General features: G+C 61.1%; 18 protein-coding genes. 7 read left to right on the top strand and 11 right to left on the bottom strand.

From position 1 onward, the window contains the following. The first annotated feature begins 59 nt into the window (after positions 1-59). From K1X80_RS09595 to K1X80_RS09615, 5 genes are all read left to right on the top strand, one after another. Positions 60-788, top strand: a complete 729-nt coding sequence (locus tag K1X80_RS09595; RefSeq protein ID WP_057959025.1) for an FKBP-type peptidyl-prolyl cis-trans isomerase — start codon at positions 60-62, stop codon at positions 786-788. Between the two features lie 429 nt (positions 789-1,217). Further along, positions 1,218-1,673 (top strand): YkvA family protein, encoded by a 456-nt coding sequence (locus tag K1X80_RS09600; protein ID WP_032863275.1) that lies wholly within the window; start codon positions 1,218-1,220, stop codon positions 1,671-1,673. Between the two features lie 97 nt (positions 1,674-1,770). After that, positions 1,771-2,109 carry a helix-turn-helix transcriptional regulator gene (locus K1X80_RS09605; protein WP_115127719.1) on the top strand — a complete coding sequence of 113 codons (339 nt, stop codon included), beginning with the start codon at positions 1,771-1,773 and terminating at the stop codon, positions 2,107-2,109. Next, positions 2,106-2,477 carry a hypothetical protein gene (locus K1X80_RS09610; protein ID WP_057440671.1) on the top strand — a complete coding sequence of 124 codons (372 nt, stop codon included), beginning with the start codon at positions 2,106-2,108 and terminating at the stop codon, positions 2,475-2,477. Before K1X80_RS09605 ends, K1X80_RS09610 begins: the two co-directional genes overlap by 4 nt. Next, a complete protein-coding gene (locus K1X80_RS09615; protein WP_057440672.1) occupies positions 2,478-2,864 on the top strand; it encodes a tetratricopeptide repeat protein in 387 nt (128 codons plus the stop codon). It begins immediately after the preceding gene. Between the two features lie 9 nt (positions 2,865-2,873). Here the strand turns inward: K1X80_RS09615 and K1X80_RS09620 are convergent, their stop codons facing one another. Then, on the bottom strand, positions 2,874-4,631 hold the full coding sequence (locus K1X80_RS09620) for a bifunctional diguanylate cyclase/phosphodiesterase (RefSeq protein ID WP_057440674.1): 1,758 nt from the start codon (positions 4,629-4,631) through the stop codon (positions 2,874-2,876). Positions 4,632-4,749: 118 nt separating this feature from the next. Then, on the bottom strand, positions 4,750-6,831 hold the full coding sequence (locus K1X80_RS09625) for a carboxy terminal-processing peptidase (protein ID WP_169989423.1): 2,082 nt from the start codon (positions 6,829-6,831) through the stop codon (positions 4,750-4,752). Between the two features lie 138 nt (positions 6,832-6,969). Here K1X80_RS09625 and K1X80_RS09630 point away from each other — a divergent pair, with 138 nt between their 5' ends. After that, on the top strand, positions 6,970-7,932 hold the full coding sequence (locus K1X80_RS09630) for a zinc-binding dehydrogenase (protein ID WP_198792477.1): 963 nt from the start codon (positions 6,970-6,972) through the stop codon (positions 7,930-7,932). A 149-nt stretch (positions 7,933-8,081) separates the two neighbouring features. Here K1X80_RS09630 and K1X80_RS09635 read toward each other — a convergent pair whose 3' ends face one another. From K1X80_RS09635 to K1X80_RS09660, 6 genes are all read right to left on the bottom strand, one after another. Beyond that, positions 8,082-8,735, bottom strand: a complete 654-nt coding sequence (locus K1X80_RS09635) for an HAD family phosphatase (protein ID WP_120732310.1) — start codon at positions 8,733-8,735, stop codon at positions 8,082-8,084. 31 nt (positions 8,736-8,766) lie between these two features. Next, positions 8,767-9,756: an ABC transporter ATP-binding protein gene (locus tag K1X80_RS09640; RefSeq protein ID WP_057445233.1), complete on the bottom strand. Its 990-nt coding sequence runs from the start codon at positions 9,754-9,756 to the stop codon at positions 8,767-8,769. Then, positions 9,753-10,553: an ABC transporter permease gene (locus K1X80_RS09645; protein WP_057440678.1), complete on the bottom strand. Its 801-nt coding sequence runs from the start codon at positions 10,551-10,553 to the stop codon at positions 9,753-9,755. The genes K1X80_RS09640 and K1X80_RS09645 overlap by 4 nt, the downstream gene beginning before the upstream one ends. After that, on the bottom strand, positions 10,540-11,385 hold the full coding sequence (locus tag K1X80_RS09650; RefSeq protein ID WP_057959030.1) for an ABC transporter permease subunit: 846 nt from the start codon (positions 11,383-11,385) through the stop codon (positions 10,540-10,542). The genes K1X80_RS09645 and K1X80_RS09650 overlap by 14 nt, the downstream gene beginning before the upstream one ends. Continuing rightward, positions 11,382-12,188, bottom strand: coding sequence for an alkaline phosphatase family protein (locus K1X80_RS09655; protein ID WP_170059800.1), 807 nt, complete (start codon positions 12,186-12,188; stop codon positions 11,382-11,384). Before K1X80_RS09655 ends, K1X80_RS09650 begins: the two co-directional genes overlap by 4 nt. 158 nt (positions 12,189-12,346) lie before the next feature. Beyond that, positions 12,347-13,414, bottom strand: a complete 1,068-nt coding sequence (locus tag K1X80_RS09660) for an ABC transporter substrate-binding protein (RefSeq protein ID WP_057440683.1) — start codon at positions 13,412-13,414, stop codon at positions 12,347-12,349. Positions 13,415-13,763: 349 nt separating this feature from the next. Here K1X80_RS09660 and K1X80_RS09665 point away from each other — a divergent pair, with 349 nt between their 5' ends. After that, complete coding sequence (locus tag K1X80_RS09665; RefSeq protein WP_057959032.1) at positions 13,764-14,477, top strand: UTRA domain-containing protein; 714 nt, start codon at positions 13,764-13,766, stop codon at positions 14,475-14,477. Here K1X80_RS09665 and K1X80_RS09670 read toward each other — a convergent pair. The 3 genes from K1X80_RS09670 to K1X80_RS09680 form a co-directional block, all read right to left on the bottom strand. Continuing rightward, positions 14,453-16,630, bottom strand: coding sequence for a mechanosensitive ion channel family protein (locus tag K1X80_RS09670; RefSeq protein WP_115127722.1), 2,178 nt, complete (start codon positions 16,628-16,630; stop codon positions 14,453-14,455). The two genes, K1X80_RS09665 and K1X80_RS09670, sit on opposite strands and share 25 nt — an antisense overlap. 72 nt (positions 16,631-16,702) lie before the next feature. After that, entirely contained in the window at positions 16,703-16,879 is a 177-nt protein-coding gene (locus K1X80_RS09675) for a hypothetical protein (protein WP_162947716.1), read from the bottom strand. A 293-nt stretch (positions 16,880-17,172) separates the two neighbouring features. Continuing rightward, entirely contained in the window at positions 17,173-18,462 is a 1,290-nt protein-coding gene (locus K1X80_RS09680; protein ID WP_029300406.1) for a M18 family aminopeptidase, read from the bottom strand. Between the last annotated feature and the right edge of the window lie 5 nt (positions 18,463-18,467).

The raw sequence follows: 18,467 nt of genomic DNA on the forward strand, positions 1-18,467 counted from the left end.
GCCTGATAAGCTCGCGACTTTATTCGAATGCCCTTTTGGCGCATGAACAAGGAAATAGCATGAAACAGCATCGGTTGGCGGCGGCGGTGGCCCTGGTTAGCCTGGTACTTGCGGGTTGTGATTCGCAAACCAGCGTAGAGCTGAAAACCCCGGCGCAGAAAGCTTCCTACGGTATCGGCCTGAACATGGGCAAAAGCCTGGCTCAGGAAGGTATGGACGACCTGGACTCCAAGGCCGTGGCCCAAGGCATCGAAGATGCCGTCGGCAAGAAAGAACAGAAGCTGAAAGACGAAGAACTGGTGGAAGCGTTTTCCGCACTGCAGAAGCGTGCTGAAGAACGCATGACCAAGATGAGTGAAGAGTCGGCAGCTGCCGGCAAGAAATACCTCGAAGAAAATGCCAAGAAAGACGGTGTAGTCACCACCGCTTCCGGTCTGCAGTACAAGATCGTGAAGAAAGCCGAAGGCGCCCAGCCCAAGCCAACCGACGTAGTGACTGTTCACTACACCGGCAAGCTGACCAACGGCACCACCTTTGACAGCTCCGTGGATCGCGGTAGCCCGATTGACCTGCCGGTCAGCGGCGTGATCCCGGGTTGGGTCGAAGGCCTGCAACTGATGCACGTGGGTGAGAAGGTCGAGTTGTACATCCCGTCCGACCTGGCCTATGGCGCCCAGAGCCCGAGCCCGGCAATTCCAGCCAACTCCGTACTGGTCTTCGACCTGGAGCTGCTGGCAATCAAGGACCCGGCCAAGGCCGATGCGCCTGAGGCACCGGCTGCCAAGTAAGCCGCTGCAAAACACCCAACGCCCCGTTTTACGGGGCGTTGTTGTTTCTGGTGTGGGGCTTGATCCAATCCGTATGGAAGCTGTCGAGCGCTGGCGAGGCTGCGATAGCGGTGCAGGCAACACTCCTGTTGGCCATGCCGCCGCCATCGCAGCCTCGCTGGGGCTCGATAGCTCCCACAGTTGACCGTGGGGCAAATCAAAACGAACACCTGCGACTTAGAGCAGTCTGATGCAATACCTCGGCACGGCTAGCCGCAGGCGCGCTTCAAGTCAATGAATTCTTGGGTTTTTTTTATGTGCGCAAAAAACGCCCGATCTGACTCAGGGCCTTGTATTACGTGGCTTTCAGCCGCGAAAATGGGCTCTGTTCACAAGGTTATCCACAAGTTGTGTGGATAACCTTTTCTCTTGCCTGGAACTGGAGTGACGATGAAAGCACCCTGGAATTTCACCCGCTTCCTACCGTTGGCCGCCCGCCTGATCGGGCGTGGGCGCCTGCCCACCCTGTTGTTCGCTGTGGCTGCCAAAGGCTCAAGCCAGGGCAATCGCCTGGGTAAGCTCAAGGACGACCTGAAGCTGCTTCAGGCGCTGTGCCTGGCCTACTGGCGTGGCGAGTACCGGGCTATTAGCCCCAAGGCGCTGATCTCGGTGGTGGCGGGGCTGATGTACTTCCTCAGCCCGATTGATGCGATCCCGGACTTCTTGCCCATGTTCGGCATGCTCGATGACATTGCGGTACTGGCCTGGGTCATGAAGAGCCTGGACGGCGAGTTGAGTGCCTTCCGCGCCTGGCGTGAACGCCAGCGCCCGGAGAAGCTGGTGGTGGTGGAGCGTCTGCCCGCAACGCCGCAGCTTCTGGAGCAGGAAAACCCGAAAAAAAACTGAAGGCGCGGATTATCCCCCTGCGCTCTTTGGGGCTGTTAGGATTACACTCCTAAGGAAAGTACTTACTTCGTAAGTGTTGTGATCCTACGGGGCAGTCATGGATATACAAATCATTTCACGGGATGGCGAACCCGAATACGCGGTTCTGCCATGGGCTCAGTACCAGGCGCTGCTAAAAGCCGCCGGTGTGCCGCAACCCGCCACTTCTTCCGCACAGACCCCTCCCGTCGCTACCGAGCAGGACCTGCGTCCCCTGGCACAATTGCGCAGCCTGCGCGAAGCCAAAGGCCTGGCCATCGAGACCTTGGCCCGCACCGTGGGCATCAGCCCGTCCTACCTGGGGTTGATTGAAAGTGGTGAGCGCCAGCCGGATGCTGCGATTCGTCGCAGCCTGGCCTGGGAGTTGGGGATTGCGGGTTGGAGGGATGAAGTGTGAGTGTGCGCATCAGTCGTCAACATTGGGATGGGTTGCTCAATGAACTCGATCAGGCCCGTCGCCAGCGACATCTTTTGACCTACCGTGCGTTGCTGGAGCGTCTGCAATTCCCCACGCCAGCCATGCAAACCCTGACCGCCGCCCTGGAGCACCTGGCGGCTCTGGATGCCAAGGCGGATCAACCGCTGCGCAGTTCACTGGTGATCAGCCAGGGCGCCAGCCGCTTGCCGCGCACCGGTTTTTTTGAATGTGTCGAGCGCCTCGGGCGCTTTTGCGGACCGTCCGATGGCGTTGCTGCGGCGTCGTGGCATGCCTCGGAAGTGGTGCGTGTGTTCGAGTACGAATATCCTGAGTCAGCGGAGGCCTGAGTGTTCTGGAAGCTTAAAGCGTACGCCAGCTATTGGTTGGCCCGCAGGTTGTTTCATTGGTCATGGTTTGTGCGTCAGCCCCGTGGCTGGCACTGGCTGGAGGGTCAGTTTGCGCGCATGGCCAACCTGGGTAATGTCGAGGCCCAAAGTTTCTATGGGCATATCCTGACCTTTCGCGGCCAAGGGCTTGGCGCGCGGGAAGAGGGCGTGCGCTTGCTGCGCCTGGCGGGCCAGGCCGGTGATGGCAAGGCCGCTTATCAGGTGGGGGTGTTGAGCCTGGCGGGCAGCCTGGGCAAGGCCCCAGACCCGGCCGAAGCCGCACGCTGGTGGACCATTGCCGCCAAGGCCGGGCATCCGCTGGCGCAGATACGCCTGGAGCAGTTGTAAGGGCCGGCCTTACAGAAGTTCGCGGCTGTCGAGGACGTGGATGCTGTAGCCGGCCACGTTCTTGGCGTGATGCTTGGCCTGCGAGGCCAGTTCCGCCAACTGGCTGGCATCCAGATATCCACAGCTCAGCGGATGCAGGTGCACCACGCCAATGGACAGCGACAGCAAGGCAAACTCCTGGCGCACCCCCTGGCGATTCAGGGCGATAAAACAGCCCGCGTCCAAATGCTCGCTGCGGTAGAAGCGCCGGCATTGGGTCTGGAAATCGTCCACCAATTGGTTGAGACGCTTGCGCCAGTCCTGGGCACCCAGTACCAGGAGAAAATCATCGCCGCCGATATGCCCGACAAAATCGCGGCTGGGGTCCACCCGGTCGTTCAGGCACTGTGCCAGGCACAGCAATACCTCATCGCCTCGGCCATAGCCGTAGATGTCATTGAACGGCTTGAAACTGTCGATATCCACATAGCAAATCACCGATTCGCGCTGCTGCTGCAACAGTCGCGTCAGGCACTGCTGGATCGGCACGTTGCCCGGTAGCAGGGTCAGTGGGTTGGCGTAGCGCGCCTGCTGGATTTTCAGTTCGGTAATCAGCTTGAGCACGTCGATCACTCGTCCCAGGCCCAGGTAGTTGCCGTTCTGGGTGATGATGAAATCTTCTTCGATGCGCTGCCGCGCGCGGCTGGTCAGCAGGCGGCTGACCTGTTGCAACGACTGGCTCAACTCCACGGCCAGGAAGTCGTCGCTCATCAGGCGGCTGATCGGCTTGCGCGCAAACAGGTCGGTGGCAAATGGCTTGAGCAGGACGTCGGACAACGAGTGCCGATGCACGATGCCGATGGGCTGGCCGCGCCCATCCAGGACCGCCAGGGAGTTGAGATTGGCCTGGCTGCGAAACGCTTCCAGGACTTTTGCTGTGGCGGTGTCCTGGGCCACGGCCGGTTGCTCGTTGAGCAGGGCGCTGAGGTCACTGGCGTCTTCATTGAGCGAGACGCTGGTGCTGTCAGGCTTGGCCAGCATCAACCTTGCTTCGATCGGCGGATGTTCCTGGGGACGGCACAGCAGGTAGCCCTGGATCAGGTCCACGCCCATTTCCGTGAGCACCGCCAGTTCCTCCGGCAACTCGATGCCTTCGGCAATCACCTGTGCGCGGGAGGCCTTGGCGATCTGTAGGATCGAGCCGACGAACTCGCGCTTGAGCGCATCCTGATGAATGCCGTCGATAAAGTGCCGGTCGATTTTCACGTAGTCCGGGCGTAACTCAGACCACAGGCGCAGGCTGGAGTAACCGGCGCCCAAGTCATCCAGGGCAATCGAAAAACCCATGTCGCGGTAGTGGTGCAGGGCGGTCTGCAGCAGTTGGAAGTCGTCGGTCGGCGCTTGCTCCGTGAGTTCGATCACGATCTGGCTGGGCGCGATTCCGTACTCGCGCAGCATCTGCAGGGTGCGCCCCGGTTGATGGGTGGTTTCCAGCAGGGACTCGGGTGAGACGTTGAGAAACAGCTTGCCTGGCAGCGCCTGCTCGCTGAAGCGCTTGCAGGCACTTTGCCTGCAGGCTATCTCCAGTTCATTCAGGCGTCCGGCCTGGCGCGCCACGCAAAACAACGCAAGGGGCGAGTGCAGCGGGCTGTTGGACGGGCCGCGGCTCAGGGCTTCGTAGCCAAGGATACGGCGTTCGCTGAGGCTGATAATCGGTTGGAACAGACTGTGCAGACTGCCTTGAGCCAGGATGGAGCCCAGGGCATGCAGCTGTTCGGTCATGGTCATGATGATCTCGGTCGAAAAAAAAGGACCGGGTGCCTGGGGTACCCGGTCCTTTATTTCACGACAGAATGATGTCTGTTTGATGACGCTCAGTGGAGCGGAGACATTAAATTGCCATCATCTACTGCTTGGCGACTGCCTTACTGGTTTTCAGGTAGTCCAGCAGAATCCGCCCGGTCTCGCTCAGGTAGGCGTCGTCTTCCGGCTTGGTCTTTTCAGGTTCGGTCGGCAGCGCGTCTTCGTCTTCTTTCTTCAGCTCCTTGAGCGGGTCTTCACCCTTGGCCTTGCGACGGATGTTTTCCAGGGCCAGTTGCTGGTTCTCGATCGCAGTGTGCTGCGCGCGACGGTCCACTTCATTGAGGCTGACGGTCTTCTCGGCCATCAGCTTCTTGGCCAGGGCCAGCTTGTCGCGGATAAACACAAACTCGGCATCCTTGGCGGAGCGCAGGTCATGTTCGGCCTTGAGCTGGGCCAGGTACGGCTTGAAGGGATCGGACGCCGGCTTGATAGCCGGGCGGATGGTGTCCCACGGCATGGCTTCAGGCAGGGCGCTTTCGCCGATTTCCTTGGTGTCGATGAGCGACGGGAAATCAATGTCCGGCAGTACGCCCTGGTGCTGGGTGCTCTGGCCGGAAACCCGGTAGAACTTGGCCAGGGTCAGCTTCAGTTCGCCATGGTTAAGCGGCTGGATTGTCTGCACTGTGCCTTTGCCGAAGGTCTGGCCACCGATGATCAGCGCGCGGTGGTAGTCCTGCATCGCGCCGGCAAAAATCTCCGAGGCCGAGGCCGAGAGACGGTTGACCAGCAGTGCCAGCGGGCCCTTGTAGAAGGCACCCGGGTTTTCGTCTTCGAGCACATCCACGCGGCCGTCAGCGTTGCGCACCAACACGGTCGGACCCTTGTCGATGAACAGGCTGGTCAGCTCGGTGGCTTCCTGCAACGAGCCGCCGCCGTTGTTGCGCAGGTCGATGACCACGCCGTCGACCTTCTCTTTGGTCAGCTCGGTGAGGATTTTTTTCACATCGCGGGTGGTGCTCTTGTAGTCCGGATCGCCGGCACGGAAGGCCTTGAAGTCCAGATAGAACGCCGGGATCTCAATGATGCCCAGCTTGTAGTCCTTGCCATCCTGCTTGAGGTTGAGGACTTTCTTCTGCACAGCCTGGTCTTCGAGCTTCACCGCTTCGCGGGTGATCGACACGATCTTGCTGGTCTGGTCATTTGGCGCATTGGTGTGGGGAATCACTTCCAGGCGCACCACGCTGCCCTTGGGCCCGCGGATCAGCTTGACCACTTCGTCCAGGCGCCAGCCGACCACGTCGACCATCTCTTTGTCAGCCTGGGCCACGCCGATGATCTTGTCGGCCGGGGCGACCTGCTTGGTCTTGTCCGCAGGGCCTGCCGGCACCAGGCGCACGATCTTCACCTGATCGTTGTCGCTCTGCAGCACGGCCCCGATGCCTTCGAGGGACAGACTCATGTTGATATCAAAATTTTCCGCGTTATCTGGCGACAGATAATTGGTGTGCGGATCGTAGGACATCGCGAAGGTGTTGATATACGCCTGGAAGATATCCTCGGCGCGGGTCTGGTCCAGGCGGCTCAATTGATTCTTGTAGCGCTTGGTCAGCAGCTCCTGGATCGCCTTGGGCTCTTTGCCGGCGATCTTCAGGCGCAGGACTTCATCTTTGACGCGCTTGCGCCACAGGTCATCCAGGGCGGCGGTGCTGGTCAGCCATGGGGCCTCCTTGCGATCCACCAGCAGGGTTTCCTTCTGGGTGAAGTCGAGCTTGTCGACGCCTTTGTTCAACTCACCCAGAGCGAAGTCCAGACGCGCTTTGACACGGTCCAGGTAACGCTTATAGATGGTGAAGCCAGGTTGCAGGTCGCCGCTCTTGAGGAAGTCGTCGAACTGGGTCTTCCATTTGTCGAACTCGGCCACATCGCTGGCCAGGAAGTAGCTGCGCGAGGGATCCAGCAGCTTGAGATAGCTGTCATAGATAATCACCGAGCGCGCATCGTCCAACGGCGGTTTGCTGTAATGGTGGCGCTTGAGCAACTCAACGACGTTAAGGCTGGCAATCACCTCATCGCGATCAGGCTGAAGTTTGTCCCAGCTGTTGGCTGCGAACGTATTGGTCGACAGCGGCAACAGGCCGAGACCAATGAAAAGAGCGAGGGCGGTACTGGGGAACAAATGCTTCATGCTGATTCGACGCGGGGGCAATTGATAACGCATATTAGGCCGTCTTTGAAGTCGCCGGTTCCATTTGGGCCGGTCGCATAATGCAAAAAGCCCGGCGCTACAGCAACGGGCTCAGTCCAGACTCACTATGGAGGCACTGTGAAAGCATTGCAAGGCGTTGAAGGTCATGTGGAGTGGGTTGAGACCCCGAGTCCTACGTGCGATGTAGGGCAAGTTCGCATTCAGGTGGCGGCAGCCGGCCTGAATCGGGCGGATTTATTACAGCGTGCAGGGCTCTATCCGCCACCGCCCGGGGCCAGCGAGGTGCTGGGCCTGGAGTGTTCCGGGGTAATCAGCGAGGTTGGCGCCGGCTCGTCCTGGCAAGTGGGGGACCGGGTCTGTGCGCTGCTGGCGGGCGGCGGCATGGCCCATGAAGTGGTGGTGGATGCGCGCCACGTGCTGCCGGTGCCGGAAGGTCTGTCCCTGGCCGAAGCCGCTGCGCTGCCCGAGGTGTACAGCACCGCCTGGCTCAACCTGTTCCAACTGGCGGCGCTCAAGCCCGGGGAAAAGGTGCTGTTGCACGCTGGTGCCAGTGGTGTTGGCTCGGCAGCGATCCAGCTGTGCAAGGCCTTTGGCAGCCCGTGTTGGGTCAGCGTCGGCTCGGCGGACCGCCTGGCCTATTGCGAAGACCTCGGCGCCCAGGGCGGTGTGGTACGTACCGACGGCATCGAGAGCCTGGGGGATTTTGGCCCGTTCGACGTGATTCTCGACCCGGTGGGCGGCAACTATGCGGCCATTAACCTCAAACTCCTGGCCCGCGATGGGCGTTGGGTATTGATCGGCTTGATGGGCGGGCGCGAGGCCCAGTTGGACCTGGCGCAGGTGCTGGCCAAGCGCGTGCAGGTGCTGGGCTCGACCTTGCGCAGCCGTGATGATCAATTCAAAGCGGATCTGTTGAGCGATCTGGGCCAGCAAGTGTGGCCGTTGTTTGGCGAAGGGCGGCTGAGCCCGCAGTTGGCCAAGACCTTCCCGATCAAGGACGCGGAAGCAGCGTTTGCGGAGCTGGCGACCAACCAGATTTCCGGGAAGCTGGTGCTGGTGATCGACGAGAGCCTGGTTTGAGGCCAGTCCAGGGTTGAAATGCAGCCCAAGGTGGGAGCGGGGCTGCTTGCGATAGCGGTGTGTCAGTAACAGACCTTAACTTGATACACCGCTATCGCAGGCAAGCCAGCTCCCACATTTGATTGGGTTTCAATGCCCAAAATGGGCCTTCAGGCCCACTGGTGGATCGGCCATCCGGCCTGTTCTGCGTGGGCCTGCAGCACCGGGTCCGGGTTCACCACCTGCGGGAAATCGACCTTGCTCAACAGCGGCAAGTCATTGCGCGAATCCGAATAGAAATACGCACCCTCCAGGCTTTCACCTTCCTGCTCCAGCCATTGCGTCAAGCGGGCGACCTTGCCTTCACGGTACGTCAGTACACCCACGGTCTTGCCGCTGTACACCCCGTGGGCTACGTCCAGTTCAATCCCCAGTACTTCATCAATGCCAATGCGTGCGGCAATCGGCGTGACCAGGTGCGTGCCCGAGGCCGAGATCACCAGGATCCGGTCCCCGTTCTGCCGGTGGCGGGCGATGGTCTTGGTGGCGTCGCTGTAGATCAGCGGCTCGATAATATCTTCCACCCACGGCTCGACCAGGTGCGCGACTTCTTCCGGGGTGCGCCCGATCATCGGTTCCAGGCTGAAGTCCATGAACTCTTCCATGGCCAGCTCGCCGCGGCTGTAGGCGGCCATCAGTTCGTTGTTCTTGCGCATGAACGAATCGGGGTCCACCCAGCCCAGGCGGCCCATTTGTTCGCTCCACAAGGTGGCGCAGTCGCCGTGGATCAGGGTGTCGTCCAGATCAAAAATTACCAAAGCCATCAGTCATGCTTCCTCAATAAACACTGCATCCTCAGGCTACCTCACACAGTGCGCTGGGATCGATGGAAAGTGCCAGGCGTTGCCCGTCTGGGTGAAGATCCTGGGCCGAGCGGTTGAGTACGTCCACCACCAATTCAACGCCCCGGGCTTCGACGCGATAGCGAATCACATTACCCAGCAGGCTGTGGCTGCGCACCAGAGCGTCCAGCTCACCGTTGCGGTTCAGTTCGATGGACTCGGGACGGATCGCAATACGGCTGCTGACCGGACGCTGCAATAGCTTGCTGGCCTGCTCGGCGTCCAGCAGGTTGTAGTTGCCGATAAAACCGGCGGCGAAGGCGTCCACGGGGGCGGTGTACAGGGTTTCAGCGTCGCCACTCTGCACGATCTTGCCCTGGTTCATCAGGAAGATGCGGTCGGACATGACCAGGGCTTCTTCCTGGTCATGGGTCACAAAAATCGTGGTCAGCCCCAGTTCGCGCTGGATCTGGCGGATCTGCTCGCGCAGGTGTTTGCGAATCCGCGCATCCAGTGCCGACAGCGGCTCATCGAGCAGCAGCAGGCGCGGGCGGGTGACCAGGGAGCGGGCGAGGGCGACGCGCTGGCACTGGCCGCCGGACATCTGGTGCGGATAGCGCCCGGCCAGGTCCTTGAGCTCGACCAGTTGCAGCACTTCCTGCACCCGCTGGTGGCTGTCATCGGCGTTGACCTTCTGCATACGCAGGCCGAAGGCGACGTTCTGTTCCACGGTCATGTTGGGGAACAGCGCGTAGCTCTGGAACACCATGCCGATATGGCGCTTCTGCGGGCTCAGCGGCACGATATCCTGGCCGTCCAGGAGGATCTGCCCACTGTCCACCGGCGTCAGCCCGGCGATGCAGCGCAGCAGCGTGGATTTGCCGCAACCGGACGGGCCAAGCAGGGTGACGAATTCGCCCTTGGCGATCTGGCAGTTGATATCACTGAACACCGGGGTGGCGGCGTAGCTTTTTTGCAGGTGCTGGACGCTGACGAAGCTCATTGGCTTTTGTCCTTGTTCAAGAAGTTGGCGGCCCAGGTGAGCAGCAGCACGAAAAGGAAATAGGAGATGACCACGGCGCTGGTGAAGTGGCCGCTGCTGTTACGCATGTTGTTGAGGTACACCTGCAAGGTCTCGTAGCGCGTGCCGACAAGGATGTTGGCGAACACAAACTCGCCGAACAGGAACGAGAACGACAGCAGCAACGCCACCATCAAGCCCTTGCGCAGGTTTGGCAGCACCACCAGGATCGCCGCCTGCCAGGTGCTGGCGCCGAGCAGTTGGGCGGCGTCCATCAGGTCACGCAGGTTGATCGCCTGCAGGTTGTTGGTGATCGCGCGGTACATGAACGGCAGTGCCACGGTGAAGTAGCAGCCAATCAGGATCCACGGTGTGCCGACCATCGCCAGCGGCCCCGAGCCATACAGCTGTAACAGGCCCACCGATGACACCACCGGTGGCACCGCGAAAGGCAGCAGGATCAGGATATTCATCAGCGCGTCGAGCCTGGGGAAGTGGTAGTGCACCACGAACAGCAGCGGCAGGATCAGCACCACCGAAAGGATCAGCGCGCCGACACACACCAGCAGCGATTGGCCAAAGGCATGCAAAAAGCGCGGGTCGCTCCACAGTTGTACATACCATTCAAAGGTAAAACCGGCGGGCAGGATGGTGGCCGACCAACTGCTGGCAAGGGAGTACACCAGGGTGCCAATCAGCGGCAGCACCAGGATCGCGAACAGCAGGTACACCACCACGCGATGATAGAGGGCGACGGGGCTGGCTTCAGCGCGAGACATGGTAGCTCCTCTTGAGCAACAGTTGATGGACCACGGTGACCACGGTCATCAGCGCCACCAGGATGACGGCCAGGGCGCTGGCCATGTTCGGGTCCAGGGAAATATCGCCGGAGACCATCGCCGCAATGCGGATCGGCAGCACGTTGAAGTTGCCGGTGGTCAACGCATACACCGTGGCATAGGCGCCCAGGGCATTGGCCACCAGGATCACGAAGGTGCCCAGCAACGCCGGCGTCAGCACCGGCAGGCCGATATGCCGCCAGTACTGCCAGCCATTGGCGCCCAGGAGTGCTGCGGACTCGCGCCAGTCTTCACGCAGGGCGTCGAAGGCCGGGTACAGCAGCAACACGCCCAGGGGGATCTGGAAATAGGTGTACAGGATGATCAGGCCGGTCTTGGAGTACAGGTTGAAGTCCTGAATGATCCCGGCCTGCTTGAGCATGATGGTGATGCTGCCGTTGAACCCCAGCAGGATGATGAAGGCAAAGGCCAGGGGCACGCCGGAGAAGTTGCTGGTCATGTTGGCGAAGGCAGTGACGAAGTTGCGCAGCGGCGAATCCACCTTGCGCAACGAGTAACTGCCGAGCACGGCAATGATGATGCCGAAGACGCTGGAGTAGAAACTCAGCTCCAGGCTGTACTGGATCGCCTGCAAGTAGAACTTCGAGCTGAAGATCTTGCTGAAGTTGGCCAGGCCCCAGCCGAACTCTTCCGATTGCAGGCTGTTGACCATCACCCAGAACAGCGGCGCGATCTGGAACACGATAAAAAACAGGGCGAAAGGCACCAGGCACAAGGCGGCCAGCCACTTACCACGGATCACTGAACTCACTTCAACAGCTCCTGGCAGACAGGTTTGTCGTGGGCAACGCCAAGCAGGGCGCAGATGGTGCCGCAGATATCGGTTTGCCTGGGTTGGGCCTCGGGCTCGAGGCTGAAGGCATCACCGAACACAAACAGCGGGACTTCACGCTCTTCCGGCAGCAGGCCGTTGTGGGAGCGGTCGTTGTTCATGCCGTGGTCGGCGGTGACCAGCACCTGATAGCCGGTGTCGAGCCAGCCCTGCAGGTAGTCGGCGAGGATGACGTCCGCCGAGCGGGCGCTGTTACGGTATTGCGCGGTGTCGAGGCCGTGCCTGTGGCCGGCGTCGTCGATGTTCATCGGGTGTACCAGCAAAAAGTTCGGCGCGTGCTTGAGGCGCAGGCTTTCGGCATCGGCAAACAGGTGAGCGTCGGGGTAATGATCGCTCCAGTAGAAGTGCCCGTGCTGGATTGCCAGCGCCGGGTCGTCGGTATGCCGGTCGCGGGCGGCGATAAACGGCGAGCGGTTATACAGCTCGCTGACCCAATGGTAGGCCGCCGCCGCAGTGGTCAAGCCGGCGTCGGTGGCGTAATGGAAAATGCTGCGCTGGTTGGACAGGCGCGAAACGTTGTTGTGGACAATGCCACTGTCGATCGGCGTTACGCCGGTCAGGATGCATTCGTACAGCGGGCGTGAGAGGGCGGGCAATTCGCATTCCAGCTTGTACAGCGCTGCGCGCCCGGCGCCGACGTAGGCCTGGAGATGCCCCATGGCATGCCGGGCGACCTCGTAATTGAGGCCGTCGAGCACCACAAGGATGACGTTGTGCTTCATAGGGGCAGGGGCTCCGCGACAAATTGGGCTTGATTCGGTGGATCTTCTGGAACCGGATCAACTGTGGGAGCTGGCTTGCCTGCGATAACGGTGCATCAGCCGATACACGTGCTGAATGTCGTACCGCTATCGCCGGCAAGGCAGCTCCCACCCAGGGTTTATTGCATGTTGATGATGACTTCTTCCTGCCACTTCTGCGGCAGCGCCTTGGAGGTCTTCTCCCAGGCATCGGCGTCCTTGATCGGAGTCACGCCTTTGTATTGCTCGTCAGGCAGCAGCTTGGCTTTCACTTCAGGTGGCAGGGTCAGGTGTTCGGCACGGATCGGCCGCGCATTGCCCTTGGCCAGGTTGATTTGCCCGGCATCACTGAAGATGTATTCGCGGGTCAGCTTGGCCGCGTTGGGGTGCTTGGCGTATTTATTGATGATGGTGGTGTAGCCGGAAATCACCGAGCCATCCGAGGGGATCAGCACCACGTAGTCATCCGGGTTGGCCATCTTGGCCTTGTAGCTCAGGCCGTTGAAGTCCCAGACCACGCCCACTTCCACTTCGCCCTTTTCCATGGTGGCGATGGTCGGGTTGGCCAGGGAGATACGGCCCTGCTTGGCGATTTCGGCAAACATCAGCAGCGCCGGCTGGATGTTTTTCTCGTCGCCGCCGGTGGCCAGGGCGGCGGCCAGTACACCGTTGGCGGCCTGGGCGGCGGTGCTCACGTCACCAATCGAAACCTTGTATTTGCCGGTTTTCAGGTCAGACCACTTGGTCGGCACTTCGGAGCCGTGCAACAGCTTTTTGTTGACGATAAACGCAATGGTGCCGGTGTAGGCCAGGGCCCAGTTGCCGTCCTTGTCCTTGGCCCAATCCGGGATCTGTTCCCAGGTGCTTGGCTTGTAGGGTTGGGTCACGCCCTGCTTGACCGCAATCGGTCCGAAGGCTGCGCCCACGTCGCCGATATCGGCGCTGGCATTGTCTTTTTCTGCGGCGAACTTGGCGATTTCCTGGGCCGAGCTCATATCGGTGTCCATGTGCTTGAGGCCGTACTTGGCCGCCAGGTCTTCCCAGGTGCCTTTCCAGTTGGCCCAGTTATCGGGCATGCCGACGCTGTTCACAGCGCCTTCTGCCTTGGCGGCAGCTTCCAGGGTTTTCAAATCGGTGTCAGCGGCCATGGCGGCGGTGCACATGGCAATGGTCGAGCCTAACAGTGATGCCAGGAAAAGCTGTTTCATCCGAAGCTCCTTTGGGCGTTTTCAACGCTGCGATTTTTTGATGGCGCGGTGGGTTTGGTCTAGGTCAGCAATACACGAGCCAATTTAGGCGCGATGGATGACAGTTTTATGTCGGTGTCGTTTTTAAAGCGCCTGGGCAGGTACTTGTCGGGTAAGCGTAGACCAAGGCCAGGCCCCCGTAATTCTTGGACTTGGCCGATGTATTGCAGGGCGTGTGGGGCAGTGTCACGAGGCGCTGTCATCTGTCGGTCATGTGTGATGCCTAGGCTGGCATGCAACAGCCGCCGCTCATTCCAGGGGCATTTGGCGCACCCAAACAGTGCTGGCCTAGTCCAGATAGGTAACGTTGATGCGTGATGAGGCAACCAAAGCGGTGACAGCCATTGGCCTGGCGCTGCAAGAGCAGATCAGCCACGGTTTGTTGAGCCCGACGAGCAAGCTGCCCGCCGAGCGCAAACTCAGTGAGTTGTTTAGTACCACCCGCATTACGGTGCGCGAGGCCTTGCTGCAACTGGAGGCTCAGGGCCAGATCTACCGCGAGGAGCGCCGTGGCTGGTTTGTCTCGCCGCCCCGGTTGGCCTACAACCTGATGCAGCGCAGCCACTTCCACGCCATGGTCAGCGCTCAGGGGCGAGTGCCTTCTACCGAAGTCATCTCGGCACGCCTGCAACCGGCTTCGGCCGCGGTCTGCGCGTGGCTGCAACTGCCGGCACTGTCCAGCGTGATCCAGATCTGCCGGCGGCGGCGTATTGATGGGCGGCTTGTGCTGTATGTGGAGCACTACCTCAACCCCCAGTATTTTCCGGGGATCCTGGCGTGTGACCTGAACGAGTCGATGACTGAGTTGTACGCCCGCAAGTACGACCTGCACTACGGGCGCGTGCGCTTTGAGATTGTGCCGACTTCTCTACAGGTAGAAGCGGCAGCCGCCTTGAAAGTCTCGGCGGGCAGCCCCGGGCTGCGGATCGCCCGGGTCAATTACGATCAGCATCAGCGCCTGATCGACTGCGATCTGGAGTTCTGGCGCCATGATGCGATTCATGTCGGGGTGGATGTGACCTGAGCTTCCTGCGGCCCACTCGCCGCCGTCACCACTTGCACGCTCAAGCGCGGCATCGCCAGGTCCATCCCGGCCTCATCCAGGTGGCGCTTGAGCGACAGGTTGAACGCCCGCGACACTTCCCACTGTTTGATCGGCGCGGTCTTGAAGCGCGCACGCAGGATGGCGTTGCCGGACTCGAAGCTTTCCACGCCCTGGAACTCCAGGGGCGACCAGATATTGCGGCGTTGCAGCGGGTCGGCGCGCATTTTCTGGCCGACGTCGCGCATCAGCTTGATCGCGGTGTCGATGTCCATGCTGGCTGGCACCGCTACGCGGAAAATCGCGTAGCCGAATTCCCGCGAGTAGTTCTTGATGCTCTTGATCTCGCTGAACGGGATGGTGTGGACGATGCCGTCGATATCGCGCAGGCGCACGGTACGGATGGTCAGGCCCTCGACGGTGCCAAGGTGGCCGCCGACATCCACATAGTCATCAATGGCCAGGGAGTCTTCGATGATGATGAACAGGCCGGTGATCAAGTCCGCCACCAGTGACTGCGCACCAAAACCGATGGCCAGGCCGATCACACCGGCACCGGCCAGCAGGGGCGTGACGTTCATGCCCATGTTCGCCAGGGCGACAATGGCGGCGATGATGAAGATGGTCACGAACAGCACGTTGCGGATCAACGGCATCATGGTCTGCGCCCGCGCATTGGCCAGGCCTTTGCGCGAGCGGGTGAGGGCGTGGTGGATCGCGGTGTCGCTGAGGATCCAGATCAGCCAGGCAAACAGCAGGGTACCGGCAAGGCCGAACAGCTTGACGCTGATTTCATGTCCGTCGCCTTCGGTAAAGCGGATCAGCGACCAGCCCCAGACCCGCAGGCCGAGTTCGATAAATACCAGCCACACCATCAGATGGGCCAGGGTGTAGACAAAGCTTTTCAGGCGCTCGGAATACAGCGCATGGCGCTTGTGCCCGCGCTGGGGCTTGAGGGCGTGGCGGCGCACCAGGCCGTTGATCACCATGCACAGCACCAGCAACACCGTGCACAGCAATGATTGGCGCAAGGCGGTGCTGGTGTCGCCGGCCGACACGAAGGTGGCAAACAGCGAAATGCCCACCAGCAGCAGCGCAGGCAAGTACCAGAAGGTGCCGATGATCTCGATCGTATCGCTCAATGCGCGGCGGGTCAGGCGCCGGGACAGTGGCTGGTTGCGGATCAGGTGGGCGATGGGCCGGCGGAAACGCAGGATAAACACGCCGGTGGACAGTGCCGCCAGGACATTGGCGACGGTCGCGGCGCTGTGGGCCAGGTGGGTACCCAGGGCTTCGGTCAGGCGCGGATCGCTCAAGGCCTCGCCGAAAGCGGCGAAGCTGCCGATCAGCCACAGCGGGCGAAACGCCTGGTGGCGCAGGATATACAGCGCCCGGTGACGGTGCGGGCCGTCGAGCACGGAAAAGGCAATGACGCAGATCGCCGAAAAACACGTGCCGACCACCAGCGCGTACGCCAGCACCATCGCCAGGGATTTGCCCAGGGACGAGGGCAGGGCGTAGCTGAGGTAGACGGTGATCACCAGGGCAATCAGCCAGGGGCCGAGCTTGCGCAGGGCAAAGCGCAGCATGTCCCAGGTCTTGGGGTGTTGCGGCAATTCTTCACTGAGGCCAAAGCGCAGGCGCACCCGATGGCTGAGCCAGATCAGCGCGGCCGCGAGCAGGCTCCAGAGCATCAACACCACGGCAAAGCCAAAGATAATCGGCAGCCATTCGCTGGCGGGCAGCATCAGCGCGCCCAGCTCGGTCCTGGCCTGGGCGAATTCGACGGACCAGCGATTGAGTGGGCTGTCGGCGCCGGACAGCTGTTGCTCCAGGCTGGCCAGGGTGCCGCCGATCAGGCTCAGCACCCCTTGCTCGGCAGCCGGCTGGGCTTTTTTCGTGGCTTCGCGCAGCTTTTTCAGGTCGGCCAGCAGCTTGGTGCGCTGCTGGTCGTTTTCCAGGGTCTTGATCACCTCGTCCAAAGACTGCCCCAGCGGCACGTCGGCCTGTGGCTGGGCTTTGGTGGTGCTGCCCAGGATGCCGGGCAGGCCGACCGCCTGGGCAGGGGCGATGGGCAACAGGATCAGCAGGCAAAGGAGCAGGCAGTGTGGCAGAGCAAACAGACGGGCAAGCACGAGGCGGTCAACCTTGAATACGATGGATCGCCCGAGTGTACGAGGGCGCTATGCCCAATGCGAGTGCATTTATTATTCGGCCAGTTTCGCCAGGATCCGATAGACGATGGTGGCGAGGATCAGCAGCATGCCGATCCACATGCCAAATACACCGAGGTTTTTGTCGCGGAAGTTGAAGCCAACGGCCAGCAGGATCATGCCCGTGAGGATGGGGATGAGCATGGCGTGGAAGGCGGACATCGGGATCATGGTGGGGACGGCCTTGTCGTTGAGGGATGAGTGTCAGTCTAGGCGGGATTGGCGCGGGGTGCCTTGATGTGTGTCAGATAGCGCCGCAGTGCGGTGGGAATCGCCATCGCGGGCAAGCCCTAATGCCGTTCAGTTAAGCGCAGATCCCCTGTGGGAACGGGCTTGCTCGCGAAAGCGGTGAGTCAGTCAATATCAATGTTTGCTGGGCGGACGTCTTCGCGAGCAAGCCCGCTCCCACATTTGATCTTCGCTGCTTTGAGAACTGATCGGCATGAGGGCAAGCGCCGCCCCTTTCAGGGCAGGTCGCGGCTTGCGTAGAACGCACTCAGCACCTTTACCAGGTGCGCCAAATCGTGGCTGCCGCACAACTCGCGGATCGAGTGCATGGCGAATGTCGGCAAGCCGATATCCACGGTGCGCACGCCCAGGTGGCTGGCGGTAATCGGGCCGATGGTCGAGCCACAGCCCATGTCACTGCGCACCACGAAGCTCTGCACCGGCACTTCTTCAGCCATGCACAGGTGGCGGAAGAACCCGGCGGTTTCGCTGTTGGTGGCGTAGCGCTGGTTGCTGTTGACCTTGATTACCGGGCCGGCATTGAGTTTCGGGCCATGGTTGGCGTCATGCTTGTCGGCATAGTTGGGGTGGATGCCGTGGGCATTGTCGGCAGACACCAGCAGCGACTTCTGAATCGCCCGTACGAACTCATCACCTTCAGGCAGCAGGCGACGCAGGGTCTGTTCCAGCATCGGGCCGTCGGCGCCGCAGGCCGAGCAGGAGCCGACTTCTTCGTGGTCGGTACACACCAGCACGCAGGTTTCGTCGGTCTCGCTGGTGAGCAGGGCTTGCAGGCCGGCATAGCACGACAGCAGGTTGTCCAGGCGGGCACCGGCGATAAAGTCGCCATGCAGGCCAATCACCGCTGCGCCCTGGGTGTCGTAGAAGCTCAGCTCGTAGTCGAGCACCACATCAGCGTTCAGCCCATGTTCGCGGGCCAGTTGGTCGGTGAGCACGGCGCGGAAATCCACTCGCTCGTCACCGGCAAACTGCGCGAGGATCGGCGGCAGCTCGGTCTGGGCATTGATCGCCCAGCCCTGGTTGGCTTCACGGTTCAGGTGGATGGCCAGGTTGGGGATGATGGCAATCGGCAGTTTGAAGTCGATCAACTGGCTTTCGACCTTGCCGTCACGCCGGAACGTCACGCGGCCGGCGAGGGAAAGGTCGCGGTCGAACCACGGTGCCAGCAGCGCACCGCCATAGACTTCCACACCCAACTGCCAGAAGCCCTGGCGTTGCAGTTCAGGTTGCGGCTTGACCCGCAGGCACGGGCTGTCGGTATGGGCGCCGACCAGGCGGATGCCGTCGTGCAGGGGCGACTGGCGGCCCATCTTGAAGGCGATGATCGAGGAGTCGTTGCGGGTCACGTAGTAGCGACCGTTGGCCTCGGTGGTCCACGTTTCGCGCTCGTCGAGGCGCTGGAAACCGGCAGCTTCCAGGCGCTGGGCGAGGGCCGCAGTGGCATGAAAGGGAGTGGGAGAGGCCTTGAGGAAGTCGATCAGGCCTTGATTCAACGCTTCGCGCATAAGTA

The organism is Pseudomonas sp. So3.2b (genome assembly GCF_019464415.1).
Taxonomy (GTDB): domain Bacteria; phylum Pseudomonadota; class Gammaproteobacteria; order Pseudomonadales; family Pseudomonadaceae; genus Aquipseudomonas; species Aquipseudomonas shahriarae.